Annotated in this window: 21 protein-coding genes and 1 tRNA gene; 14 read left to right on the forward strand and 8 right to left on the reverse strand. The window is 59.2% G+C overall.

Features of this window, described 5'->3' with window-relative positions; genetic code table 11:
• Positions 1-10: 10 nt before the first annotated feature.
• The 4 genes from CE636_RS07395 to yejF are packed head-to-tail and all read left to right on the forward strand — an operon-like array spanning position 11 to position 5,536.
• Positions 11-1,816 carry an extracellular solute-binding protein gene (locus CE636_RS07395; protein WP_017899314.1) on the forward strand — a complete coding sequence of 602 codons (1,806 nt, stop codon included), beginning with the start codon at positions 11-13 and terminating at the stop codon, positions 1,814-1,816.
• Between the two features lie 9 nt (positions 1,817-1,825).
• Complete coding sequence (locus CE636_RS07400) at positions 1,826-2,920, forward strand: microcin C ABC transporter permease YejB (RefSeq protein ID WP_004201658.1); 1,095 nt, start codon at positions 1,826-1,828, stop codon at positions 2,918-2,920.
• Complete coding sequence (locus tag CE636_RS07405; protein WP_017899313.1) at positions 2,920-3,945, forward strand: microcin C ABC transporter permease; 1,026 nt, start codon at positions 2,920-2,922, stop codon at positions 3,943-3,945. The genes CE636_RS07400 and CE636_RS07405 overlap by 1 nt, the downstream gene beginning before the upstream one ends.
• 1 nt (position 3,946) lies before the next feature.
• A complete protein-coding gene (yejF, locus tag CE636_RS07410; RefSeq protein ID WP_017899312.1) occupies positions 3,947-5,536 on the forward strand; it encodes a microcin C ABC transporter ATP-binding protein YejF in 1,590 nt (529 codons plus the stop codon).
• Between the two features lie 3 nt (positions 5,537-5,539).
• Here yejF and CE636_RS07415 read toward each other — a convergent pair whose 3' ends face one another.
• The 3 genes from CE636_RS07415 to rsuA all read right to left on the reverse strand — a co-directional run bounded on the left by CE636_RS07415 (position 5,540) and on the right by rsuA (position 8,127).
• Complete coding sequence (locus CE636_RS07415) at positions 5,540-5,884, reverse strand: YejG family protein (RefSeq protein ID WP_002912974.1); 345 nt, start codon at positions 5,882-5,884, stop codon at positions 5,540-5,542.
• A gap of 330 nt (positions 5,885-6,214) precedes the next feature.
• Positions 6,215-7,411: a Bcr/CflA family multidrug efflux MFS transporter gene (locus tag CE636_RS07425; RefSeq protein WP_004201661.1), complete on the reverse strand. Its 1,197-nt coding sequence runs from the start codon at positions 7,409-7,411 to the stop codon at positions 6,215-6,217.
• The gene (gene rsuA / locus CE636_RS07430) at positions 7,408-8,127 is read right to left on the reverse strand and encodes a 16S rRNA pseudouridine(516) synthase RsuA (RefSeq protein WP_004201662.1); all 720 of its coding nucleotides are present in this window, start codon (positions 8,125-8,127) and stop codon (positions 7,408-7,410) included. The genes CE636_RS07425 and rsuA overlap by 4 nt, the downstream gene beginning before the upstream one ends.
• Before the next feature lie 147 nt (positions 8,128-8,274).
• On the opposite strand from rsuA, the gene CE636_RS07435 reads away from it, so the two are divergent.
• Both CE636_RS07435 and rplY read left to right on the forward strand, forming a co-directional pair.
• Positions 8,275-10,032 carry a DEAD/DEAH box helicase gene (locus CE636_RS07435; RefSeq protein WP_017899311.1) on the forward strand — a complete coding sequence of 586 codons (1,758 nt, stop codon included), beginning with the start codon at positions 8,275-8,277 and terminating at the stop codon, positions 10,030-10,032.
• 136 nt (positions 10,033-10,168) lie between these two features.
• Positions 10,169-10,453, forward strand: a complete 285-nt coding sequence (rplY, locus tag CE636_RS07440; RefSeq protein WP_004201664.1) for a 50S ribosomal protein L25 — start codon at positions 10,169-10,171, stop codon at positions 10,451-10,453.
• 58 nt (positions 10,454-10,511) lie between these two features.
• Here the strand turns inward: rplY and CE636_RS07445 are convergent, their stop codons facing one another.
• Positions 10,512-11,399, reverse strand: coding sequence for a LysR family transcriptional regulator (locus CE636_RS07445; RefSeq protein WP_017899310.1), 888 nt, complete (start codon positions 11,397-11,399; stop codon positions 10,512-10,514).
• A 103-nt stretch (positions 11,400-11,502) separates the two neighbouring features.
• Between CE636_RS07445 and CE636_RS07450 the strand changes: the two genes are divergently transcribed.
• A complete protein-coding gene (locus CE636_RS07450) occupies positions 11,503-12,789 on the forward strand; it encodes a serine hydrolase domain-containing protein (protein WP_017899309.1) in 1,287 nt (428 codons plus the stop codon).
• Positions 12,790-12,809: 20 nt separating this feature from the next.
• On the opposite strand, the gene CE636_RS07455 is transcribed toward CE636_RS07450, so the two are convergent.
• Positions 12,810-13,406, reverse strand: coding sequence for an NUDIX domain-containing protein (locus CE636_RS07455; RefSeq protein ID WP_017899308.1), 597 nt, complete (start codon positions 13,404-13,406; stop codon positions 12,810-12,812).
• 81 nt (positions 13,407-13,487) lie between these two features.
• Between CE636_RS07455 and CE636_RS07460 the strand changes: the two genes are divergently transcribed.
• Positions 13,488-14,255, forward strand: a complete 768-nt coding sequence (locus CE636_RS07460; RefSeq protein ID WP_017899307.1) for a DeoR/GlpR family DNA-binding transcription regulator — start codon at positions 13,488-13,490, stop codon at positions 14,253-14,255.
• A 13-nt stretch (positions 14,256-14,268) separates the two neighbouring features.
• Here the strand turns inward: CE636_RS07460 and yejK are convergent, their stop codons facing one another.
• Positions 14,269-15,276 carry a nucleoid-associated protein YejK gene (gene yejK, locus CE636_RS07465; protein WP_004144267.1) on the reverse strand — a complete coding sequence of 336 codons (1,008 nt, stop codon included), beginning with the start codon at positions 15,274-15,276 and terminating at the stop codon, positions 14,269-14,271.
• 186 nt (positions 15,277-15,462) lie between these two features.
• Between yejK and CE636_RS07470 the strand changes: the two genes are divergently transcribed.
• The 5 genes from CE636_RS07470 to eco all read left to right on the forward strand — a co-directional run bounded on the left by CE636_RS07470 (position 15,463) and on the right by eco (position 19,582).
• The gene (locus CE636_RS07470; protein WP_004195346.1) at positions 15,463-15,690 is read left to right on the forward strand and encodes a YejL family protein; all 228 of its coding nucleotides are present in this window, start codon (positions 15,463-15,465) and stop codon (positions 15,688-15,690) included.
• An 18-nt stretch (positions 15,691-15,708) separates the two neighbouring features.
• On the forward strand, positions 15,709-17,469 hold the full coding sequence (gene yejM, locus CE636_RS07475) for an LPS biosynthesis-modulating metalloenzyme YejM (RefSeq protein ID WP_017899306.1): 1,761 nt from the start codon (positions 15,709-15,711) through the stop codon (positions 17,467-17,469).
• A gap of 76 nt (positions 17,470-17,545) precedes the next feature.
• Positions 17,546-17,622 (forward strand) — tRNA-Pro (locus tag CE636_RS07480).
• Positions 17,623-17,807: 185 nt separating this feature from the next.
• Positions 17,808-18,917 (forward strand): AI-2E family transporter, encoded by a 1,110-nt coding sequence (locus CE636_RS07485; protein WP_004201670.1) that lies wholly within the window; start codon positions 17,808-17,810, stop codon positions 18,915-18,917.
• A 173-nt stretch (positions 18,918-19,090) separates the two neighbouring features.
• Positions 19,091-19,582: a serine protease inhibitor ecotin gene (gene eco / locus CE636_RS07490; RefSeq protein WP_004201671.1), complete on the forward strand. Its 492-nt coding sequence runs from the start codon at positions 19,091-19,093 to the stop codon at positions 19,580-19,582.
• A 55-nt stretch (positions 19,583-19,637) separates the two neighbouring features.
• On the opposite strand, the gene mqo is transcribed toward eco, so the two are convergent.
• Positions 19,638-21,272: a malate dehydrogenase (quinone) gene (mqo, locus tag CE636_RS07495; RefSeq protein ID WP_017899305.1), complete on the reverse strand. Its 1,635-nt coding sequence runs from the start codon at positions 21,270-21,272 to the stop codon at positions 19,638-19,640.
• 280 nt (positions 21,273-21,552) lie between these two features.
• On the opposite strand from mqo, the gene CE636_RS07500 reads away from it, so the two are divergent.
• Positions 21,553-22,791 carry a SulP family inorganic anion transporter gene (locus tag CE636_RS07500; protein ID WP_017899304.1) on the forward strand — a complete coding sequence of 413 codons (1,239 nt, stop codon included), beginning with the start codon at positions 21,553-21,555 and terminating at the stop codon, positions 22,789-22,791.
• On the opposite strand, the gene mgtE is transcribed toward CE636_RS07500, so the two are convergent.
• The gene (mgtE, locus tag CE636_RS07505) at positions 22,754-24,190 is read right to left on the reverse strand and encodes a magnesium transporter (RefSeq protein WP_004201674.1); all 1,437 of its coding nucleotides are present in this window, start codon (positions 24,188-24,190) and stop codon (positions 22,754-22,756) included. The genes CE636_RS07500 and mgtE overlap by 38 nt on opposite strands.
• Between the last annotated feature and the right edge of the window lie 125 nt (positions 24,191-24,315).

Consider the following 24,315-nt stretch of genomic DNA (forward strand, 5'->3'; position numbering starts at 1 on the left):
TCTGCCGCCTATGTATGCGCGACTTTTTCTGCTTCTGCTTGCTCTGTTTAGCCTGAGCGCTAACGCGCAATCCATTCAGGAAAGCGTCGCCTTCGCGATTATCGGCGAGCCCAAATACGCCGCCGGTTTCAGCCATTTTGATTATGTCAATCCACAGGCGCCGAAAGGTGGCACGCTCACCCTGGCGGCAATCGGCACCTTCGACAACTTCAACCGCTACGCGCTGCGCGGCAATCCCGCGGTACGAACTGAGGCGCTCTACGATCCCCTGTTCACCACTTCGGATGATGAGCCCGGGAGCTATTATCCGCTGATTGCCGAGCGGGCGCGCTACGCCGGGGACTATTCATGGATGGAGATCGCTCTCAACCCCCGCGCCCGTTTTCACGACGGCACGCCAATCACCGCCCATGATGTCGCTTTTACCTTCAAGAAGTTTATGACCGAAGGGGTGCCGCAGTTCCGCCTCTTTTATAAAGGCACCACCGTGAAGGCCATCGCGCCGTTGACTGTGCGTATCGACCTCGGCCAGCCCGGTAAAGAGAATATGCTGAGCCTGCTGAGCCTACCGGTGATGCCCGAGGCGTTCTGGCGCCATCACAAACTTAGCGACCCGCTGTCAAAGCCACCGCTGGCCAGCGGACCCTATCGCATCAGCGCCTGGCGGATGGGACAGTATATTACCTATTCCCGGGTCGCCGACTACTGGGCGGCCGACCTGCCGGTCAACCGCGGTCGCTGGAACTTCGATACGCTGCGCTATGACTATTATCTTGACGACAACGTCGCTTTTGAAGCCTTTAAAGCCGGGGCCGTTGACCGCCGGGAAGAGACGGTCGCCAAAAACTGGGCTACCCGCTACGTTGGCCGCAACTTCAGCCGCGGCTACATCATCAAAGAGGAGTATGCCAACACCTCGGCGCAGGATACCCAGTGGCTGGCGTTCAATATCCAGCGCCCGGTATTCGCCGATCGCCGGGTGCGGGAGGCCATTACCCTGGCGTTTGATTTTGAATGGATGAACAAAGCGCTGTTCTACAGCGCCTATCAGCGCGCCAATAGCTATTTCCAGAACACCGAATATGCCGCCCGCAGCCTGCCCGACGCGGCCGAACTGGCCCTGCTGACGCCGATGAAAAACGAACTGCCCCCCGAGCTCTTCAGCCAGGTGTACCAGCCGCCGGTCTCCCGCGGCGATGGCTTTGACCGCGCCAACTTACTCAAAGCCGACGCCCTGCTCAACGCGGCAGGCTGGACGGTGAAGAACCAGCGCCGGGTTAACGCCGCCACCGGCAAGCCGCTGCGCTTTGAGCTGCTGATGCCGGCCGGAAGCAATGACCGCTGGGTGCTGCCGTTCCAGCACAACCTGCAGCGCCTGGGGATCGTCATGGATATTCGTCAGGTGGATAACTCGCAGTACAGCAACCGCCGCCGCAGCCGCGATTACGACATGATGCCGAGCCTGTGGCGCGCCATGCCCTGGCCGGGCACTGACCTGCAAATCTCCTGGGCGTCGGACTATATTCACTCCAGCTACAACGCGCCGGGGGTGCAAAGTCCGGTGGTGGATAAACTGATTGCGCAGATCCTGCAGTGGCAGGGTAATAAGCAGAAGCTGATCCCGCTCGGCCGGGCGCTGGACCGCGTCCTCACCTGGAACCACTACATGTTGCCGATGTGGTATATGGCGCAGGACCGCACCGCGTGGTGGAATAAATTCTCGTTCCCCCAAACCCGCCCCATTTATTCGTCCGGCCTTGATACCTGGTGGTATGACGCGAACAAAGCGGCCACCCTCCCCGCGGACAGACGCTAAGGACATACCATGGGCAGCTACCTGATCCGCCGTTTGCTGTTAGTGATCCCCACCCTGTGGGCCATCATTACCATTAACTTTTTTATTGTACAGATCGCTCCCGGCGGCCCGGTCGACCAGGCCATCGCCGCCATCGAATTTGGTCAGCACGGCGGAATGCCAGGCGCCGGCGACGGCGGGATGGGCGCCAGCCATGCCCGTACCGGCGCCGGCAATATCAGCGAGGGTCACTATCGCGGGGGGCGCGGCCTCGATCCGGAAGTCATCGCCGAGATCACCCACCGCTACGGCTTCGACAAACCGCTGCATGAGCGCTACCTGAAGATGCTGGGCGATTATCTGCGCTTTGATTTTGGCGACAGCCTGTTTCGCAGCGCCTCGGTGCTGCAGCTGATTAAAGACAGCCTGCCGGTCTCGGTGAGCCTCGGGCTGTGGAGCACGCTGATCATCTATCTGGTCTCCATTCCGCTGGGCATCCGCAAAGCCGTCAGCAACGGCAGCCGCTTTGACATCTGGAGCAGTACGCTGATTATCATTGGCTATGCGATCCCCGCCTTTCTGTTCGCCATCCTGCTGATCGTGATTTTCGCCGGCGGCAGCTATTTCGACCTCTTCCCGCTGCGCGGTCTGGTCTCGCCAAACTTCGACACCCTCCCGTGGTATGAAAAGATCCTCGACTATCTGTGGCACATCACCCTGCCGGTGCTGGCGACGGTGATCGGCGGCTTTGCCGCCCTGACCATGCTGACTAAAAACAGCTTCCTTGACGAGATCCGCAAACAGTATGTAGTCACCGCCCGCGCCAAAGGCGTCGGGGAGAAACAGATCCTCTGGGGACACGTGTTCCGCAACGCCATGCTGCTGGTGATCGCTGGTTTCCCGGCCACCTTTATCAGTATGTTCTTTACCGGCTCGCTGCTGATCGAAGTGATGTTCTCGTTGAATGGTCTGGGGCTGCTGGGCTATGAAGCGACGGTCTCCCGCGACTATCCGGTGATGTTCGGGACGCTCTATATTTTCACCCTGATCGGCCTGCTGCTTAATATCGTCAGCGATATCAGCTATACGCTGGTCGACCCGCGTATTGATTTTGAGGGCCGCTAATGTCGTTCTTCAGTCCCGTTAATCAGGCCCGCTGGGCGCGCTTTCGCCACAACCGTCGCGGTTACTGGTCGCTGTGGCTGTTTTTAATTCTCTTCCTCTGCAGCCTGGGGGCTGAGCTGCTGGCCAACGATCGGCCGCTGCTGGTGCAGTACCGGGGCCAGCTGTACGTCCCGGTATTAAAAAACTACACCGAGCAGACCTTCGGCGGCGCATTCGCCACCGCCGCTGACTATCAGGATCCGTGGCTGCAGCACCAGCTGGCCAGCCACGGCTGGGCGCTTTGGCCGCCGGTGCGCTTCGGCGCGACGACGATCAATTTTGCCAGCACGGTTCCTTTTCCCTCGCCGCCCTCGGCCAGCAACTGGCTCGGCACCGACGCCAACGGCGGCGATGTGCTGGCGCGGATCCTCTATGGGACGCGCATCTCGGTACTCTTTGGCCTGCTGCTGACGCTGTTCTCCAGCGTGCTGGGGGTGCTGGCCGGGGCGATCCAGGGTTATTACGGCGGTAAAATCGACCTCTGGGGGCAGCGTTTTATCGAAGTCTGGTCCGGCATGCCGACGCTGTTTCTGATCATTCTGCTCTCCAGCGTCGTGCAGCCGGGCTTCTGGTGGCTGTTGGCGATCACCGTCCTGTTTGGCTGGATGACACTGGTGGGCGTGGTGCGCGCTGAATTTCTCCGCACCCGCAACTACGACTACATCCGGGCGGCGCAGGCGTTAGGGGTCAGCGACCGGCAGATCATCCTGCGGCATATGCTGCCCAACGCGATGGTGGCGACCCTCACCTTCCTGCCTTTTATTCTCTGCAGCTCTATTACCACCCTGACGTCGCTGGATTTTCTCGGCTTCGGCCTGCCGCTTGGCTCGCCCTCACTAGGCGAGCTGCTCCTGCAGGGCAAAAACAACCTGCAGGCGCCCTGGCTGGGTATTGCCGCGTTTCTTTCCGTCGCCGTGCTGCTGACGCTGCTGATTTTCATCGGTGAAGCGGTTCGCGACGCCTTTGACCCCAGTAAGGCGGTGTAATATGACCCACCCGCTGTTAGCTATCGACAATCTCTCTATCGCCTTTCGCCAGCAGGGCGAGACGCAGACCGTCGTGCATAATCTGTCGCTCGAAGTGGCGGTCGGCGAAACGCTGGCCCTGGTGGGTGAATCCGGCTCCGGTAAGAGCATCTCCGCCCTGTCGGTGCTGCGGCTGCTTCCTACCCCGCCGGCCAGCTACCCCAGCGGCGATATCCGTTTTCATGGCCAGTCGCTGCTGCATGCTGATGAGGCGACCCTGCGCGGCGTGCGCGGCAACCGGATCGCGATGATCTTTCAGGAGCCGATGGTGTCGCTCAATCCCCTGCACACCCTGGAAAAACAGCTCTACGAGGTGCTGTCTTTACACCGGGGAATGCGCAAAGAGGCGGCGCGCGGGGAGATCCTAGACTGTCTGGAGCGCGTCGGGATCCGACAGGCGCCGCGGCGGCTGGCGGACTATCCGCACCAGCTCTCCGGCGGCGAGCGCCAGCGGGTGATGATCGCCATGGCGCTGCTGACGCGCCCTGAGCTGCTGATTGCCGACGAGCCGACCACCGCTCTCGATGTGTCAGTGCAGGCGCAAATTCTGCAGCTGCTGCGCGAGCTGAAGCGGGAGCTGAACATGGGGATGCTGTTTATTACCCATAACCTGAGCATCGTCCGCCAGCTGGCTGACCGGGTGGCGGTAATGCAGAACGGCCGCTGCGTGGAGCACAATCACTGTCGGGCGCTGTTCAGCGCGCCGGCTCATCCCTACACCCAACGCCTGCTGGATAGCGAACCGGACGGTGAGCCGGTGCCGTTGGCCGTCGATGCCCCGGTGCTGCTGCAGGTGGACGATTTAAACGTGGCATTTCCTGTTCGCAAAGGGATCCTGCGCCGGGTTGTCGATCGCCATCGGGTGGTCAACAGCCTCAGTTTTCAGCTACGCGCCGGCGAGACGCTGGGGCTGGTGGGCGAATCGGGATCGGGGAAAAGCACCACCGGTCTGGCGCTGCTGCGCCTGATCTCATCCGAGGGCAGGATAACCTTTACCGGTCAGCCGATTCAGGGGCGTAACCGTCGACAGCTGCTGCCGCTGCGCCGACAAATGCAGGTGGTTTTTCAGGATCCGAACTCGTCGCTCAATCCGCGCCTGACGGCGCAGCAGATTATTGAAGAAGGATTGCGCGTCCACCAGCCGACGCTGACGGCAGTCGAACGCGAACAGGCGGTAATTTTTGCCATGCAGGAGGTCGGGCTCGATCCGGCCAGCCGCCAGCGCTACCCGGCGGCATTCTCCGGCGGCCAGCGCCAGCGTATCGCCATCGCCAGAGCGTTAATCGTCAAGCCGCAGCTGATCGTCCTCGACGAGCCGACTTCCTCGCTGGATAAAACCGTTCAGGCGCAGATCCTGAATCTGTTGAAAGCATTACAGCTGAAGCATCAGCTGGCCTATATTTTTATCAGCCATGATTTAGGCGTGGTGCGCGCGCTGTGTCACCAGGTGATGGTGCTGCGGCAGGGAGTGGTGGTTGAACAGGGCGAGTGCCAGTCCGTCTTCAGCGCGCCCCGGCATGAGTATACCCGCCAGCTGCTGGCGCTAAGCTGACGGTCAGAAAGGGTTATTGCCGGAGAAGGGCTCGGCGATCGCCACGCCAAAATTTTTCAGACGACAGGTGGCGGCAAACTCATCCTGCAGATTAACGAACAGGCAGGGTTCGCCTTCGCACTCAAGAACGGAACAGTCGACTTCGATGTCGCTTAACGCCTGGCTGAGCTTATGCATCACCGGCCAGGCTTTTTCACCGTCCGGACTCAGCAGTTTCAGGGCGACGAGACTGTTTTCGTTCTGCGCGCCGTTTTGCGGAATCGGTTCAACTCTGGAACCCGCAAAACCGGCCAGCCAGCGATAGCTCTGCGGCAGACGGTGTACGATAGAGAGTTGTTGTGTATTCACGTGGTTTCCCCGGAAGCAAAAGGCTTCACAATAAATTTACATCAATATTAACACACTGTTGACAAATAGTCCTGCTCAGACGCAGAAAACGTTTACAGCCGCGTCGGACCAGGGTTAAGCGCTTATATTCCAGCGTGTTATTTTTTAACCCGGTAAGCCGATTGGCGCTATATGTACCCGTTTCTGTGATCCAAAACAACTTTTTTATCGCAACAATGCGACTTTTTACACTAATTGATTTTACATAAAGGAAACAAATCACAGAACCCTGAAGCCCATTGCGGTTGACATGCATCAAGAAAGGGGCGATTTCGCCCCTGAAAATGTGACCTAGCGTGCGATTTTTCGCCGGCGGGAAGCGTAAAGCGAGAAGAAAATAGAGCTGGTGGCGCAGAAGGCGATAGAGATCAGCATCGGCCAGGCGGTGGTAAAGGTCGCCATCGACAGCAGCGCGCCGATAATCGCCCCGATACCAAAGCGGAAAGTCCCCGCCAGCGACGAAGCGGTGCCCGCCATATGCGGAAACTCATCGAGGATCACCGCCATAGCGTTAGACGACACCATCGATACGCAGCCAACGAAGGCCGCCACGCCGATCACCAGCGACCAGAAACCGACGTCGAGCAGCGCGCAAACCACCATCCACACCGCCATGGCAAACTGGATCCACAGCCCGGCGCGGAACATGCGCAACGCCCCTACCCGCCGCACAAACCGGCTGTTGAACATGGTCATCAGGAATAAAAAGACAATGTTCAGCGCAAAATAGTAGCCAAAGTGCTGAGGCGCAACGTGGTTAATATTGATATAGACGAAAGGCCCGGCGCTTAGGAAAGAGAACATGCCCGCGAAGCTAAAGCCGCTCGCCAGCATATAGCTCAGGACCCGCTTATGGCGGAACAGGGTGGCAAAGTTACCCAGCGTGGTGCGCAGGTGGAACGGCTGACGCCTTTCAGCCGGTAGCGTTTCGCGGATAAACAGGCCGATCATCAGCGAGGCCAGCAGGGCCACCAGGGCAAGGATCCAGAAAATGGCATGCCAGCTGAACCAGACCAGCACCGCCCCGCCGACCATCGGCGCCACCAGCGGCGCAATGGTCGTCACCAGCATGACAAACGACATCATCCGCGAAAACTCATCTTTCGGATAGATGTCGCGCATCAGGGCGTTAATCACCACGCTGGCCGCCGCGGCCGCCAGACCGTGGAAGAAGCGCATGGCGATCAGCATCTCGATGGTCTGCGACAGGGCGCAGGCCACCGCCGCCGCTGCGAAGACCAGCGTTCCGCCGAGGATCACCGGCTTGCGGCCGAGGCTGTCAGCCATCGGACCGTACAGCAGCTGACCCAACGCAAAGCCGAGGATATAGGTGCTGAGGGTCATCTGCGCGCTACCGTCCGGCACGTGGTACTGGGCAGCGATCACCGGCAGGGCCGGGAGGTACATATCGATCGACAGCGGCATCAGCATGGCCAGCAGGCCAAGGATAAACACAATCCCCAGTGAAGAATTCTGCTTCAGCGTCACGTTTTACTCCGTGGCTGCGGGGCGCCCACGCTGGCGATTTCCGCTTCCGTCAGCGGACGATATTCACCCGGCGCCAGCGATTCATCCAGCTGGATGTCGCCGATGCGTTCCCGATGCAGGCCAACCACGTGGTTACCTACGGCGGCGAACATGCGTTTCACCTGATGGTAGCGGCCTTCGCTGATGGTGAGGCGCACTTCGGTCGGAGTGATAATTTCCAGCACCGCCGGTTTGGTGAGATCTTTTTCGTTATGCAGCTGGACGCCTTTGGCGAACAGCTCCGCGGTCCCTTCCGCCAGCGGGCTTTCCAGCGCCACCAGATAGGTTTTTTCACAATGGTGGCGTGGCGAGGTAATGCGGTGCGACCACTGGCCGTCATCGGTCATCAGCACCAGTCCGGTGGTGTCGATATCCAGCCGTCCGGCGGCGTGCAGCTTATGCGCCACCGGCTCGTCGAGGAAATAAAGGATAGTCGGATGATCGGGATCGTCGGTGGAACAGACGTACCCTTGCGGCTTGTTGAGCATAAAATAGCGCGGGCCGTTCTGCTGGGTCAGCGTGTTCCCGTCATACTCCACCTCGTGCTCCGGCTGAAGCTTAAAGGAAGCATCTTTTACAATGTCGCCGTCCACGGTAACGCGGCTGCCGCGGATTTCACGCCCGGCAATAGCCCGGCTGACGCCAAGCTGCTGAGCGATAAACTTATCAAGTCGCATGAGATTTTTTTAGCCTGTCAAAGTGCTGGAGCGGGCAAATCGCCCGAAAAAGAAGAATTTCACTGGCTAGTATAACGGGCTCTTAACACCACTCAAGGGAAAAGATTCATGGCATACTATTCGCGAGTTAATTAGCCCCGTGAATTCATGACTTTTACATTACGTCCTTACCAACAAGAAGCCGTCGATGCCACCCTCGCCTGGTTCCGTCGCCATACCGAGCCGGCGGCGATTGTCCTGCCCACCGGCGCGGGCAAAAGCCTGGTGATCGCCGAGCTTGCCCGCCTGGCCCGCGGCCGCGTGCTGGTGCTGGCCCACGTCAAAGAGCTGGTGGCGCAGAATCATGCCAAATACTGCGCCCTTGGCCTCGAGGCGGATATCTTTGCCGCCGGTCTGCAGCGAAAAGAGAGCCACGGCAAAGTGGTGTTCGGCAGCGTACAGTCGGTGGCGCGCAATCTCGACCAGTTTCGCAGCGAATTTTCGCTACTCATCGTCGATGAATGCCACCGCATCAGCGATGATGACGACAGCCAGTATCAGCAGATCATCGGCCACCTGCGGCAGGTTAATCCGCAGATCCGGCTGCTCGGCCTGACGGCCACTCCGTTCCGCCTTGGAAAGGGCTGGATCTATCAGTTCCACTACCACGGGATGGTGCGCGGCGATGAAAAGGCCCTGTTCCGCGACTGCATCTATGAGCTACCGCTGCGCTATATGATTAAGCACGGCTACCTGACGCCGCCGGAGCGCCTCGATATGCCGGTGGTGCAGTACGATTTCAGTCGCCTGCAGGCGCAAAGCAACGGCCTGTTCAGCGAAGCCGATCTTAACCATGAGCTGAAAAAACAGCAGCGTATCACCCCACATATCGTCAGCCAGATCGTGGAGTTCGCCGAAAGCCGCAAAGGGGTGATGATCTTCGCCGCCACCGTGGAGCACGCCCGGGAAGTGACCGGCCTGCTACCGGCAGGCCAGGCGGCGCTGATCACCGGGGAAACCCCGGGTCCGGAACGGGATCGCATCATCGAGGCGTTTAAAGCGCAGGAGTATCGCTATCTGGTGAACGTCGCGGTGCTGACCACCGGCTTCGACGCCCCGCACGTCGACCTGATCGCCATCCTCCGCCCCACCGAGTCGGTGAGTCTTTACCAACAGATCGTTGGCCGCGGCCTGCGCCTGGCGCCGGGAAAAACCGACTGCCTGATCCTCGACTACGCCGGCAACCCGCACGACCTGTACGCCCCGGAAGTGGGAACGCCGAAGGGTAAAAGCGACAACGTGCCGGTGCAGGTCTTCTGCCCGGCCTGCGGCTTCGCCAATACCTTCTGGGGCAAAACCACCGCCGACGGCACCTTGATTGAACACTTTGGCCGCCGCTGCCAGGGGTGGTTCGAAGATAACGACGGCCACCGCGAACAGTGCGACTTCCGCTTTCGCTTCAAAAACTGTCCGCAGTGCAACGCGGAAAACGATATCGCCGCCCGCCGCTGCCGGGAGTGCGACACCATTCTGGTTGACCCGGACGATATGCTGAAGGCGGCGCTGAAGCTGAAGGACGCGCTGGTGCTACGCTGCAGCGGCATGGCCCTGCAGCACGGCGGCGACGAGAAAGGCCCGTGGCTGAAAATCACCTACTACGATGAAGACGGCGCCGACGTCAGTGAGCGCTTCCGTCTGCAGACGCCCGCCCAGCGTACCGCCTTTGAGCAGTTGTTTATTCGCCCGCATACCCGCACGCCGGGGGTGCCGCTGCGCTGGATAACGCCGGCGGATATCGTGGCCCAGCAGGCGCTGCTGCGCCATCCGGACTTTGTCGTCGCCCGCATGAAAGGCCAGTACTGGCAGGTGCGGGAAAAAGTGTTCGATTATCAGGGGCGTTTTCGCCGCGCCAACGAGCTGCGTTAATCACCCGAAAGCTGAGGTTTTGATTGCCCGGGTGTCGTTTGGCGGCTATAATGCCGCCCGCTTTTGCATTCGCAAAGCAGATAATCCGCCTGTTGCTGGGTCGCCTGTAGCAGGCTTTATATATAGAGAGACATCAATGTTTACTATCAACGCAGAAGTACGTAAAGAGCAGGGTAAGGGTGCGAGCCGCCGCCTGCGCGCAGCTAACAAGTTCCCGGCAATCATCTACGGTGGCGAAGCTGCTCCGGTTGCTATCGAACTGGACCACGACAAAGTTTGGAACATGCAGGACAAAGCTGAGTTTTACGGCGAAGTTCTGACCGTCGTGGTTGATGGCAAAGAAGAAAAAGTCAAAGTTCAGGCTGTTCAGCGCCACGCGTTCAAGCCGAAACTGACTCACATCGACTTCGTTCGCGCGTAATCGCCGATAGCAAGTTGTATGGCAAGCGCCCCGGGGTCTTCGGCTCCGGGGCGTTTTGTTATCCGCGCCGCCAAAGCTCCGGCGCCTTGTCCACGATGTCGCTAAGCATCCGGTGCTTATTCATTCCGGGCAGCCAGAGCATCACCATGGTGACGTTCAGCCCCTGACTGCCGACCTCCGTCGCGATTTCACTGACTCCCTGCCACTCGCCTGGCCGCAAATGGTCCGGTAAAAACCCCCAGCCCCTCCCCTGCTCCAGCGCATGGCGCAGCAGAGTAATTTCGTTCATATACAGCGTATGGCCGGAGATCTGCAGCCGGCGGGCAATCTGATCGTCACTGCGCCGGTGCATCACTAACTGCGGCGTCAACGAAAGATTCAATAGCGTCAGCGGCCGCGGAGCGTCGTGGAACAGGCTGTCCGCCGCGTAGAAACGCAGATCCACGGTGCCGAGCGCCCGCCACTCCATTTCGCTCCCCAGCGTGCGGTTGTTAGCCTGGCACAGCGCCATATCCGCCACGCCATCGCTCAGCGCCTGCTCGGCTTCGCGCCGCGAGGCGCTCCAGCAGCTCAGGCGGATCTGCCGCCGGGCCAGCGTATCGGCCAGCGCGCAGAGAAAATCACGTGGGATAAAGGGATCGTACACCAGACGCAGCGCCTGTCCGGTGGTTTGCGGCAGCGTTTGCGCAAAAGACTCGAAAGCCTGCGCCTGGCGCAACAGCAGATGCGCCTGACGAAAAAGCTGCTCGCCTTCGTCGGTTAAGGTCAGGGTACGCCCTTCCCGGCTGAACAGATGGTAACCCAGCGCGTCTTCCAGATAGTCCAGCAGATCGCGCAGCGTGGTTCGGTCTTTACCTAACCGAATGGCCGCCCGCGACAGGCTGCCGGTCTCGGCGATGGTGGCGAATGCTTCAATCTGCGCGAAAGAATATTGCAGGGTTTTCATCCTTCTCTCCCTTACGGGGGAAAATCCCCCCTGTGCTGATTTTAGCCGGCGCGCGCCGATTTATATACTGCGCAGCGAATCTATGGCAAACGAGGAAAGGAAGATGATAAGAAAACCACTGGCCCTGGCGTTAATCCTGGCGGCGCTGCCGGCGGCGGCAATGGCGCAAAACTGCGGCGGCCTGACGCTGGATGTCTGCCCAACGCCTTACGATCAAACGCTACCCGCGGCCAAAGACATGCTCAGCTGGGATCAGACTTCACGCGTGATTGGCTTTCGCAATGACTATCGCAACTATGCCGGGGATGTCTTCCGCCACGGCGACTCAGTGCCGCTGGAACGCGCTGAAAAACAATTGACCGATGCCCGCTATACCCTTAACGGCCACACCTGGACCCTGCAGGATTACCTGAAGCGCGAGAACGTCAGCGGTATGCTGGTGCTGAAAGACGGCAAAGTCGCCTGGAAATATCTTGGCGACGGCAACACCGATACCACCCTGTGGACCTCACGCTCGGTGGGAAAATCGGTGGTCTCGACGCTGGTGGGTATCGCCATTCAGCAGGGTAAGATCCACTCCCTCGATGATCTGATTACCGTTTATGAGCCCGAACTGAAAGGCACCGCCTGGGACGGCGTGACGCTGAAGCAGTTAATTCAGCACACCAGCGGTGTGGAATGGAATGAAGACTACACCGACCCGCAGTCGCACTTCGCCCGCCTGACCCAGTGCGAGGCGCAGCCCGGCGCCTATGCCTGCGTGCGCAAGATCGTCACCGGCCTGGCGCGCCAGCATCCGGCGGGGGAGCAGTGGTCCTACTCTTCCGGCGGCGCCTGGCTGTTGGGCGATATCCTGGAGCGCGCCACCGGTATGCCGCTGGCCGCCTGGCTTGAGCAGTCGCTGTGGCAGCCCGCCGGGATGGCCCACGACGGCGTATGGCATGCTTATCAGCAAGGGAAGCATGATGTTGGCGCCCATGGCTTTAACGCCACCCTTGAAGACTGGGGCCGCTTCGGCGAATTCGTCGCCCGCGATGGTCGGTTAAGCAACGGCAAAAAGCTGGTGCCTGCGGGCTGGTTCGATCAGGCCGCAAGCTGGACCACAGCGCTGAACTCGGTCTCGGCGGCGCATCCGGAAGGTATCTACGGCTATCAGTGGTGGAATAACGCCATTCCGGCGAATGCGCAAAACGTCCAGCCGACGCCGCAGGAAGGGCTGAAGGACTCGCTCTGGGCGCTGGGTATCTACGGCCAGGTGATCATGGTGAACCGCGCGGAACACCTGGTGATCGTCCAGTGGTCGACCTGGCCGCAGGCGGAACCCTCCTTTAACGCCCAGCCGCTGGAAGCGGCGCTGATGTACAGCGCCATTGCCCGCGAGCTGCGTTAACCCCCCCAGCTCCTTGCCGCTCAGCCGGCGAGGAGCGTGTCGGCATTCAGCGCCAGGTGCTGCAGCAGGATAATGGTTTTGGCATCCATGATCTCGCCATCGCGAATGGCCTGCAGCGCCCGCGCCAGCGGCCACTCCAGCACTTCAATGTCCTCACCTTCCGCCGCCAGCCCGCCGCCCTCTCCCTGCCGGTCATCGGCCTGATATTCGGCGATAAAAAAGTAGAGTTTTTCGGTGACAGATCCGGGGCTCATAAAGACGGTGAAGACGGGCTCGATGCGCGTCACCCGAAAGCCGGTCTCCTCTTCCGCTTCGGCAACGATCCTCGCCTCCGGCGAGGCGTTATCCAACAGCCCGGCCGCCGCTTCAATGAGATATCCGTCGTGACCGTGAGTAAACACCGGAAAACGGAACTGACGAGTCAGGACCACCGTTCGCTTTTCCCGGTTGTAGAGTAAAATGACCGCGCCGTTGCCGCGATCGTAGGCCTCGCGGCTCTGCTCCTGCCAGCGTCCGTCCCGGCGCTGCAGTTCAAAGGTATATTTTTTCAGCGTGTACCAGTTATCAGAGAGCAGCTTCTCGCGAATGTGGCGGACGTGCGGTGCATGAGTTTGCATGTTATATCCCCTTTAAGATGACAGCAGGCACCATAACATGCATAATCGTGCACAAACAAGATCACTCGTGAAGGAAAAATCATGCTCGCCAGTCAACGAAAACAGCAAATCCTGCAGATTCTTGCGGAGGAAAAACAGGTGATGTCCGGGGAGCTGAGCCAGCGGTTTAACGTCTCAGAGGACTCCATTCGCCGCGACCTGCGCGAGCTGGCGGCGGAAGGAAAACTGCAGCGGGTCCACGGCGGGGCGCTGCCGGTCTCCGCTGCCATCGCCCCTATTGAAACACGCAAAAGCGTGCAAATCGCCTCCAAGCAGGCGGTGGCGCGCGCCGCCGCCGCCCTGATCCAGCCGGGACAGGTGGTGATTGTCGATGGCGGCACCACCACCGCGGCGATGATCGACTTCTTACCCGCCGACCTCAGCTGCACGGTGGTCACCCATAGCCCCGGCATCGCCGTGGCGCTGGTCGATCACCCGCGAATCGAGGTGATCCTGCTTGGCGGCAAAGTGTTTAAGCATTCAGTTGTCGCCGTCGGCCCCGAAACGCTGGAAGGAATGGCGCGGATCAACGCCGATGTGTTCTTTATGGGGGTGACCGGCGTCCACCCGCGTGCGGGTTTTACCACCGGTGATTATGAAGAGGCAGGCATCAAGCGCGCGCTGGCGGCCAGGGCCGCGGAAACCGTGGTGATGGCCTCCCGGGAAAAGCTCAACGCCGCGTCGGCCTTTGCCATCGGCGAGCTGAACCTCGCCAGTACGCTTATCGTCGATGGGGATCCCGACGCCGCGCTGCGCCAGCAGCTGGTGCAGCGCGGCGTGGAGATCGTCCCCGTTCAGCGGTCGCGCTGACGGGGCGCGGCGCTTAGTTGCCGCCGGAGGTCCGGCGCTGCAGCTGGTCGCGCAGGTTCGGCGGGGTGCCCTTAATGGTCAGAGTATCGGTGGCGGGATCCCAGAATACGCGTTCGCCCAGCAGCATCGCGTCGAAGTTAATGGTTAAACCGCCGCCGCTGCCGGCAAACTTGGTCAGCTGGCGTAAGGTGCTGCGATCCGCCGGGAAGCTCTCTTCCAGTTCGTAACCCTGTTCGGCGGTGAATTCCTGGAAGCTCTTTTCGCTGACGCCAGCCAGCTCTTTGGACAGCGATTCCAGCTCAATCTCTTCCCCGGCCTGCAGCTGTTCGTTGCAGTACGCATAGACCTGCTGACGCACATTCTGTCGCTCGGATTTATCAAGCTGCGCGTCGGCGGCGAAGTCGTCCACCGCCTGCAGCAGGCCGCGGTTCTGCGCTTTGGCGTTGAGGCCTTCGCTGGCCCCGAGGAAATCCATAAAGAAATCGGCCACTTTGCGCCCCACCCGCCCTTTCAGGAAGGTTAAGTAGCGGGTCGACTCCGGGTTGGTTTCCCACTCGGTCAGATCGATGCGCGCGACGATATCGGCATGGTTAATATCCAGATAATGGGTCGAGCGGATATCCAGCTCTTCGTTGACGCGCATACTGCTCAGGTTATTGAGCACCGCCACCAGCAGATACTCGACCGCCAGGTAACGATACTGGCAGAAGAGGACAATGCCCCCTTCGGCGAACGGGTATTTCGCCAGCTCATCGCGTAGGCGGCCGGTCGCCGCGCGGCTGAACGCCAAAAACTCCTCTTCGCCCTGACGCTGCAGGCGCAGCGCCTGCGCCAGTTCGCTCTCTTCATTGAACAGCCCATAGGCTTTGCTTTTGGCGCTATAAACCCGGTGCAGTTCAGCCATCATCTCGACGACCGTCGCGTTCGGCTCCAGCAGTGACTCGCGCAGCACCAGCTCCAGATTTTGTTCATCACGTTTGATTAACTGATGCAGGGCAATCTGGTCGATATCCAGACTCATGTTAAACTCTCCTTTTAGACCGGGCGGTATTCAACCACCGCCGGGTAGCCGACGCAACTGGCGCCACACATTTCGACGTCATGACTGACGATCGGTGCGCTTTTGCGCCGCGGCGAAAAAATGCGGAAAAAAAGCTGCTGCTACGGTAATATGTTGCCCTTTCACGAACAAACAGATTTTGAGTTTATGCCGCAAATTTCCCGCTATAGCGATCAACAGGTCGAACAGTTGCTCAGCGAGCTGACGAACGTCCTGGAATCACACAAAGCCCCGGTTGACCTTTCACTGATGGTGTTAGGCAATATGGTGACCAACCTGATCAACAGTAGCGTCGCGCCGGCGCAGCGTCAGGCCATCGCCCGTTCTTTCGCGCAGGCTTTGCAATCTTCGATTAACGACGATCCAGCGCATTAAGGATAACAGCAACAGTATATGGTGACTCTACGTCAGCCCTACCGAGAAAAAGTCTCCCAGATGGTTAGCTGGGGGCACTGGTTCGCCCTGTTCAACATGTTGTTGGCCATGGTGCTCGGCAGCCGCTACCTTTTTGTCGCCGACTGGCCGACGACGCTTGCCGGACGACTCTTTTCGTACGTCAGTCTCGTCGGGCACTTCAGCTTCCTGGTGTTTACCAGCTATGTGCTGATCCTCTTTCCGTTGACCTTTATCGTGGTCTCGCAGCGCCTGATGCGCTTCCTGTCGGTGATCCTTGCCACCGCCGGGATGACGCTGTTGCTGATAGACAGCGAGGTCTTTACCCGCTTCCATCTTCATTTAAATCCGGTGGTCTGGGAGCTGGTCATCAACCCTGACCAGAATGAGATGGCGCGCGACTGGCAGCTGATGTTTATCAGCGTCCCGGTCATCTTTTTGATTGAAATGCTCTTCGCCACCTGGAGCTGGCAAAAGCTGCGCAGCCTGACGCGCCGCCGCCATTACGCCCGCCCGGTGGCCTGGTTCTTCTTTTTGTCGTTCGTCAGCAGCCACCTGGTCTATATCTGGGCGGATGCCAACTTCTATCGCCCGATCACCATGCAGCGAGCGAATCTACCGCTTTCCTATCCGATGACCGCCCGTCGTTTCCTTGAGAAACATGGCCTGCTCGACGCCCAGGATTATCAGCGTCGCCTGGTGGAACAAGGGGCGCCGGAGGCGGTATCGGTCCAGTATCCGCTCAGTAACCTGCGCTACCGCGACCTCGGCGCGGGCTATAACGTGTTGCTGATCACCGTCGACAACCTGAACTACTCGCGGTTTGAAAAGACGATGCCGGCGCTGGCGGCGTTTGCCAAAGAAAACGTCAACTTTACCCAGCATATGAGCTCGGGCAATACCGCCGACAGCGGCCTGTTTGGCCTGTTCTACGGCATTTCGCCAGCCTATATGGACGGTGTCCTCTCGGCGCGTATTCCCGCAGCGCTGATCACCGCCCTCAACCAGCAGGGCTACCAGCTGGGGCTGTTCTCTTCCGATGGGTTTAGCAGCCCGCTGTATCGCCAGGCGCTGCTCTCCGACTTCTCGCTGCCGAGCGCGAAGACCCAGAGCGACGAGCAGACCGCCAATCAGTGGATCAGTTGGCTGGACCGTTACGCGCAGGATGAGAATCGCTGGTTCTCGTGGATCTCGCTGAATGGCACCACTCTCGACGACACGCAGCAGCAGAACTTTGTCCGCCGTTATAGCAAGGCGGCAGGCGACGTTGATGCCCAGATCGATCGGGTGCTGACCGCGCTGCGCGAAGCCGGCAAGCTCGATAATACGGTGGTGATTATCACCGGCGGCCACGGCAAGCCGCTTAAAGTCAAACACGACTCATTCGACTGGTCGCGCGAGCAGCTGCAGGTGCCGCTGGTTATTCACTGGCCGGGCACGCCGGCCCAGGAAATTGCCACCCTGACCGATAACAAAGATGTGATGACCACGCTGATGCAGCGCCTGCTTCACGTTTCGACGCCGGCCAATGAGTATTCGCAGGGTGAAGATCTGTTCAGCGCCGCGCGGCGTCGGAACTGGGTCACCGCGGCCAACGGCGATACGCTGGCCATTACCACCCCGACCATCACCGTGGTCCTCAACCATAACGGCACCTACACCACCTGGAGCCGCGACGGCGAGAAAATCAAAGATCAGAAACCGCAGCTCAGCCTGTTGCTGCAGGTCCTGACCGACGAAAAACGCTTTATCGCTAACTGATTGATTAATTATGAATCAATCGCGCGCGACCCGCTTGCATTCGCCTGGGGAACGGGTAATATTGTTCCCCACGCGTCGGCACGTAGCGCAGCCTGGTAGCGCACCGTCATGGGGTGTCGGGGGTCGGAGGTTCAAATCCTCTCGTGCCGACCAAAAATCCCAGAGAAACCAGCCTTTTAAGGCTGGTTTTTTTATGTCTCTCTTTTACGCCCGTCCCCCACCTCGTTGAATTTGTGCCCTTTCCGCACCACAGCGTATAGAGTACGACTATCCTGATGGTAAATTACCTCGTAGCATCTATTATTCGACCGTATGACTCATAAGCAGGAGCGGATGACATGAGAGTTAATGGACTTACCAAAGGATTTTTCATCCTTATCGTTTTCATTGTAACCCTGGCCTTTTTTGATGTTCTCTCACCCTACTATTCCGCCATTCTCTGGGCCGCGATCCTCGCGGTGATTTTTAATCCGGTCAAAAACAAAATACGCACCCGCCTCGGCGAGCGTAATGGCCTCGCGGCGCTGATGACCATCGTCATTATCTGCCTTATCGTGTTTACGCCGCTGGCGATTATCCTGTCGTCACTGGCCTACGAGCTGAACGTGGTGTACAGCAAACTGCAGCATAACGATACCCAGTTCCCGACGGTGGTCGCCAGCCTGATTGCCCACCTCCCCGGCTGGGCCAGAAGCTTCCTGGCAGAACATAACCTTGATAGCGCGCAGCAGATCCAGCAGCAGCTCTCCGATGTCGCCCTGAAAGGTGGCCAGTATCTGGCCGGCAGTGCGTTTCTGATTGGCAAAGGGACCTTTGGCTTTACCGTCAGCTTCGGCATCATGCTGTACCTACTGTTTTTCCTGCTGAAGGATGGACCTTACCTGGTGCTGTTGATCCTCGAATCTCTGCCGTTATCCAGCTATGTGAAGCAGCACCTGTTCGCTAAGTTCGCCGCAGTGGCCCGCGCCACGGTAAAAGGCACCGTCGCCGTGGCACTGGCGCAGGGGGCGCTGGGCGGCTTAGCCTTCTGGATCGCCGGTCTGGACGGCAGCATTCTCTGGGGGGCGCTGATGGCGTTCCTGTCGCTTATCCCGGCGGTGGGCTCGGCTATTATCTGGGTGCCGGCGGCTATTTACCTTTTTGCTACCGGCCAGTTGTGGCAGGGCGCCTTTATCGTGGGCTTCTTTGTCGTTGTGATTGGTTTGGTGGACAATATTCTGCGTCCGCTGCTGGTGGGCAAGGATACCAAGATGCCGGACTACCTGATCCTGATCGCTACTTTAGGCGGCATGGAGATCTACGGTATCAATGGATTCGTGATCGGGCCACTGATCGCCGCCTTGTTTATCGCCTGCTGGAATTTGCTGTCGGGACGGGAACATGCTGGCAACACCGATGAAATCGATGAAGAGTTTATTGAGGAGGCGAAAAATAGCCGTACTGAATAGCTTCTCCGGCAGGCGTCTGGCGGCCCGCCAGCGCCTCTGTTGCGCTCTGAACGCTGCCCTTTTGCCAGTAGATAACACTGTTCACTTTGCAAAAAATGGTAAATAAATCTTAACATTCAGCTAAGTGATGATAGGCTATCCCTGTCAGGAACGAAAATAAAGGATGATCAACCGTGAAAAAAATCACTACGCTAGCCGTTTCTCTGCTCACCGCCGCCTGCATGTCTGCCGGCGCCCTGGCCGCAGACCAGCCGCTGGAAAAAGTCGCGCCGTTCCCGAAAGCGGAAAAAGGCATGAAGCGTCAGGTTATTCAGCTGCCGCAGCAGCAGGATGAGTCGGCGTTGAAGGTTGAGCTGATGATCGGCCAGACGCTGGAAGTCGACTGCAACCACCATCGTTTTGGCGGGCAGCTGGAAAGCAAAACCCTGGAAGGCTGGGGTTATGACTACTATGTCTTTGATAAGCTGAGCGGCCCGGTATCCACCATGATGGCCTGCCCGGACGGCAAGAAAACGAAGAAATTTGTTACTGCCGGCCTCGGCGATGACGCTATGCTGCGCTACAACAGCAAGCTGCCGATCGTTATCTACACGCCGACTAATGTCGATGTAAAATATCGCATCTGGCGCGCCGACGAGACTATCGGCAACGCCGAGATCCGCTAAGGCGCGCAATTGAATCAGCAATAAAACAACGGCAGCCCGCAGGCTGCCGTTTTTGTCAGAGCGCGATGTCCGCCATCGGCTTGCCGCCGCTCAGCGGCTTCAGCTCCGCCTGCGGAGCTTCATCCGCCGCCGCGGCCGGCTCATATTTCAGCTCCAGCACTTCACTGGTCCACGCCAGCGCTTTCTCAATCTCCGCCGGGTTGCCATCAAGGCGAATACCGTAGGTCGGGATGATCGCCTTCAGCCTGGCCTGCCATTCGGGCGAATTCACTTTGTCTTTAAACACTTTTTCCATCAGCTGCAGCATGATAGGCGCCGCGGTGGAGGCGCCTGGCGATGCGCCGAGCAGCGCCGCGACGGTGCCTTCGTCATCGCTGACCACTTCGGTGCCCAGGCGCAGTACCCCGCCCTTCTTCGCATCGCGCTTGATGATCTGCACGCGCTGACCGGCCTGCCACAACCGCCAGTCCTCTTTCCGCGCTTCCGGATAGTATTCGCACAGCGCGGCCAGACGATCTTTATCTTTCTGCATCACCTGGCTAATCAGGTATTTCACCAGATCGAAGTTGTCCAGGCCGACGTTGAGCATCGGCAGGATATTCGAGGTATTGGTCGAGGCCAGCAGATCCCACAGCGAACCGTTCTTCAGGAAGCGGGTCGAGAAGGTGGCGAACGGCCCGAACAGCACCACGCGTTTACCGTCGATAATACGGGTATCGATGTGCGGCACCGACATCGGCGGCGCGCCCACTTCGGCCTGGCCGTAAACCTTCGCCAGATGGTGGTTTACTACCTCCGGATTTTCGCAGACCAGGAACTGGCCGCCGACCGGGAAGCCGGCATACTCTTTGGCCTGCGGAATGCCGGTTTCCTGCAGCAGGGTCAGCGCTGCGCCACCGGCGCCAATAAAGATAAATTTGGCTTTAATGACCCGCTTCTGACGACGGTTGTCGGCATCCGCGAGGGTCACCGTCCAGCTCTTGTCGGCGTTGCGCTTGAAGCGACGCACCACGGTGCCCAGCTGCAGGGAGAAATTATCATGCTTTTGCAGGCTGGCGATCAGCTGGCGGGTGATTTCGCCATAGTTGACGTCGGTTCCCATTTCCGTACGGGTGGCGGCCACCTTTTGCAGCGGGTCGCGGCCTTCCATCACCAGCGGCGCCCAGGCTTTGATCTGCTGATGGTCTTCAGAATAACGAATGCCGCGGAACAGTTCGCTCTGCTGCAGCGCCGCATAGCGCGCGCGCAGGAAGTTGACGTTATCTTCGCCCCACACAAAGCTCATGTGCGGCACGCTGTTAATGAATGATTTTGGTTTGTTCAGGACGCCGCGCGTCACCTGATGCGCCCAGAACTGACGCGAGATGTGGAAGGCTTCGTTGATGTCGACCGCTTTGTCGATATTGATGCCGTTGGCGGTCTGCGGCGTATAGTTCAGCTCCATCAGCGCCGCGTGGCCGGTACCCGCATTGTTCCACCCGTTTGAGCTCTCTTCCGCCACGCTGGACATCTGCTCAACCATGGTAATAGACCAGTCTGGCTCAAGCTCCTGCAGCCAGGTTCCCAGTGTGGCGCTCATAATGCCGCCGCCAATCAACAATACATCCGTCTCTTGCTCATGGCGGGTGTTGGTCCGAGTGCTGTTGGGACCAACCGCCTGTGAGCGTGGTACGGCCATCTTTTTATTCATCGGATTTGAGCCTTACTTTACTCGCTGTTTTATTTAGCGCAGGTGATACGATTGTCACCCCTCACGTTACCACCGAAGCTCAAAAATTTAAATATTGTTTAAATTTTAAGTTCTGTTTTGAGATCCGTTATAAAAATGTTTAATAAATGTATACACCAAATCACTTTTTGTACTGGTGCCCTGGCAGATTCCGCGCTATCATCCCTGGTTTTGTGACAGACCGCACGGAAGCAGGGCCTGACACCGCTCCTCCTTTTTTTATAATCTGCGAACTTTTTTTATGCCCCCAGTTTCAGACCCCGCCGCTTCCGGCAACCTGCGTCCAATCCTTCGTTCTCCGTCGCTGCTGACGCGCGAAGTCCTGGCCGGCGTGCTCACCGCCCTGGCGTTAATTCCTGAAGTGATTTCGTTTTCGGTTATTGCCGGCGTTGACCCGCAGGTGAGCCTGATTGCTTCCGTCGTGCTCTGTCTGGCGATGTCGATACTCGGCGGACGCCCGGCGATGGTCACCGCCGCCGCGGGATCAGTGGCGCTGGTCATTGGCCCGATGGTGCATCAGCACGGCGTGGGTTACATTCTGCCAGCCGTCATTCTGGCGGGTATGATTCAAATTTTGTTTGGTCTGTGCGGCATGGCGCGCCTGATGCGCTTTATTCCCCCGGCGGTGATGACCGGGTTCGTCAACGCCCTCGGGATCCTGATTTTCTTCGCCCAGGTGCCGCACTTCTGGAGCCGCCAGCCGCTGATCGTCGGCCTGTTCGTCCTGACGCTGCTTATCGTTCTGTGGGCGCCGCGCTTTATTAAGACTATCCCGGCGCCGCTGATCGCCATCGTCGCGCTCACTCTCTATACCGCGACCACCGGCCAGCTGCTGCCGACCGTGGGTGATGAAGGGTCAATGAGCGGCGGCCTGCCGGGGTTCACCGCCCTGACCGTTCCCCTGAACCTGACCACCCTGCAGATAATCTGGCCGTGCGCCCTCAGCATCGCCTTTGTCGGCCTCATGGAGTCTCTGCTGACGGCTAAGCTGGTGGATGACCTGACCCATACGCCGTCGAATAAATCGCGGGAGAGCGCCGGGCTGGGGATCGCCAACATCCTCGCCGGCTGTTATGGCGGTATCGCGGGCTGCGCGATGATCGGCCAGACTATCGTTAACGTGGAAATGGGCAAAGCCCGTAGCCGTCTCTCAACGGTTATCGCCGGCCTGGTGCTGCTCCTGCTGGTGACAGCGCTCAGCCAGGTGATGGCGAAAATCCCGATGGCGGTCCTGGCCGGGGTGATGGTGATCGTGGCGGTGAAGACCTTTAGCTGGCACAGCATTCTCCCGGGCGAGCTGGCGCGCAATCCGTGGCCGGAAACGCTGGTGATGCTGGTGACCGTCGCCGCGACGGTGGGAACCAGCAATCTGGCGATTGGCGTGCTGGCGGGGATTGTCGCGATGGCGATCATCCCCCGCCGCCTGCGGGCAAAAGCGCAGGCTACATCAGAAACAGCGTCGCCAGACCCAGAAAAATAAAGAAGCCGCCGGTGTCGGTGATAGCGGTAATCATTACGCTGGAGCCGACCGCCGGGTCACGCCCCAGCTTCACCATGACCATCGGGATTATCACGCCCATCATCGCCGCCATCAGCAGGTTGAGCATCATGGCCAGCGTCATCACCCCGCCAAGCTGCGGATCGTCATACAGCCACCAGGTGATGGCCCCCATGATCCCGCCCCACACCAGGCCATTAATCAGCGCAACGCCCATTTCACGCAGGATCAGAAAGGTAAAGCTGCCGGGCTGGATCTGCTGCAGCGCCATCGCCCGAACGATCATGGTGATCGTCTGGTTGCCGGTATTGCCGCCGATCCCGGCGACGATCGGCATCAGCGAGGCCAGCGCCACCAGCTGTGAAATGGTATGTTCGAAGCCGTCGATGACCCTGGAAGCGATAAACGCCGTACACAGGTTCACCGCCAGCCACGCCCAGCGCGTTTTCACCGCTTTGCTGACCGGGGCGAAGACATCTTCTTCATCGCTCAGGCCGCCCATCCGCCGCAGATCGTTGTCGGTCTCTTCATAGACCACATCGACGATCTCATCGATGGTCAGACGGCCGATCAGTTTGCCATCGGCATCGATAACGGCGGCGCTGAGCAAGTCATCACGTTCGAAGGTGCGCGCCACCTTCTCCGCTTCTTCATGCGGCTGAAAGGTGACCGGATCGCCCTCCATCACCTCCCCCACCCGCTTCTGCGCATCGTTGAGCAGAATGGTCTGCAGCTCCAGCTCGCCGAGCAGCAGCTTATTGCGGGTGGTGACGAACAGTTTATCGGTGTTCTCCGGCATTTTCCCGAGACGCCGCAGATAGCGCTGGACCGCCGCCAGGGTGGCCTCCGGCCGCACCGTAATGACCTCAAACTCCATGATCGACCCGACGCTGTTGTCGGCGTAGCGCATAATCTGGCGAATACGGGCGCGCTTCTCAGCCGGCAGGGTCGCCAGCAACCGTCCGGTAAGATTGCGCGGCAGATGCTGCAGCAGGTAAACCTGTTCATCGATATCCAGCGGCTGCATCGCCTGCAGCAGCTCGTGGTCGCTCATCTTATCGATGAGGTCGCCCCAGACGTTTTCTGAAGCTTCCAGCAGCACTTCGCCGCGTTTATCGTCGGGCACCAGGCACCACAGCGCGGTGCGGGCGTCATAGGGGAGCGCTTCCAGCGCATCGGCGAGATCCGGCGGCGGCAGATGCGAGACCAGCATTTCCACTTCAGCCAGGTCATCGGCCAGCGTCCCTTCATCGTAACGTTCGGCCAGCGTCAGTTTGCCCAGCAGCGCGGAGGTCACCGCTTTATCGGTGCTCAAGAGCCAAATCAGACGGGCGCGCTCTTCGTCACGCAAGCGGGCGCTTTTTTTATGCAAAACGGACATCGGTCAGGCAATCCTTTTGAGAATAGTGAGCCGGCCTGCGGGCCGGAAGCCTTAAGCATAGCGCGAGGAGGGGGAAATAATAACCGTCAGCACTGTAGACGCTGAAAATTTCAGTGGCGCCCGGC

Origin of the sequence: Klebsiella sp. LY (assembly GCF_004010915.1) — a bacterium.
Taxonomy (GTDB): domain Bacteria; phylum Pseudomonadota; class Gammaproteobacteria; order Enterobacterales; family Enterobacteriaceae; genus Klebsiella; species Klebsiella quasipneumoniae.

Bases quoted from the DNA above. Each gene is read 5' to 3' on its own strand.
- CE636_RS07395 (WP_017899314.1), top strand. From the start codon at position 11: ATGTATGCGCGACTTTTTCTGCTTCTGCTTGCTCTGTTTAGCCTGAGC.
- CE636_RS07400 (WP_004201658.1), top strand. From the start codon at position 1,826: ATGGGCAGCTACCTGATCCGCCGTTTGCTGTTAGTGATCCCCACCCTG.
- CE636_RS07405 (WP_017899313.1), top strand. From the start codon at position 2,920: ATGTCGTTCTTCAGTCCCGTTAATCAGGCCCGCTGGGCGCGCTTTCGC.
- yejF (WP_017899312.1), top strand. From the start codon at position 3,947: ATGACCCACCCGCTGTTAGCTATCGACAATCTCTCTATCGCCTTTCGC.
- rsuA (WP_004201662.1), bottom strand. From the start codon at position 8,127: ATGCGACTTGATAAGTTTATCGCTCAGCAGCTTGGCGTCAGCCGGGCT.
- CE636_RS07435 (WP_017899311.1), top strand. From the start codon at position 8,275: ATGACTTTTACATTACGTCCTTACCAACAAGAAGCCGTCGATGCCACC.
- rplY (WP_004201664.1), top strand. From the start codon at position 10,169: ATGTTTACTATCAACGCAGAAGTACGTAAAGAGCAGGGTAAGGGTGCG.
- CE636_RS07445 (WP_017899310.1), bottom strand. From the start codon at position 11,399: ATGAAAACCCTGCAATATTCTTTCGCGCAGATTGAAGCATTCGCCACC.
- CE636_RS07450 (WP_017899309.1), top strand. From the start codon at position 11,503: ATGATAAGAAAACCACTGGCCCTGGCGTTAATCCTGGCGGCGCTGCCG.
- CE636_RS07455 (WP_017899308.1), bottom strand. From the start codon at position 13,406: ATGCAAACTCATGCACCGCACGTCCGCCACATTCGCGAGAAGCTGCTC.
- CE636_RS07460 (WP_017899307.1), top strand. From the start codon at position 13,488: ATGCTCGCCAGTCAACGAAAACAGCAAATCCTGCAGATTCTTGCGGAG.
- yejK (WP_004144267.1), bottom strand. From the start codon at position 15,276: ATGAGTCTGGATATCGACCAGATTGCCCTGCATCAGTTAATCAAACGT.
- CE636_RS07470 (WP_004195346.1), top strand. From the start codon at position 15,463: ATGCCGCAAATTTCCCGCTATAGCGATCAACAGGTCGAACAGTTGCTC.
- yejM (WP_017899306.1), top strand. From the start codon at position 15,709: ATGGTGACTCTACGTCAGCCCTACCGAGAAAAAGTCTCCCAGATGGTT.
- CE636_RS07485 (WP_004201670.1), top strand. From the start codon at position 17,808: ATGAGAGTTAATGGACTTACCAAAGGATTTTTCATCCTTATCGTTTTC.
- mqo (WP_017899305.1), bottom strand. From the start codon at position 21,272: ATGAATAAAAAGATGGCCGTACCACGCTCACAGGCGGTTGGTCCCAAC.
- CE636_RS07500 (WP_017899304.1), top strand. From the start codon at position 21,553: ATGCCCCCAGTTTCAGACCCCGCCGCTTCCGGCAACCTGCGTCCAATC.
- mgtE (WP_004201674.1), bottom strand. From the start codon at position 24,190: ATGTCCGTTTTGCATAAAAAAAGCGCCCGCTTGCGTGACGAAGAGCGC.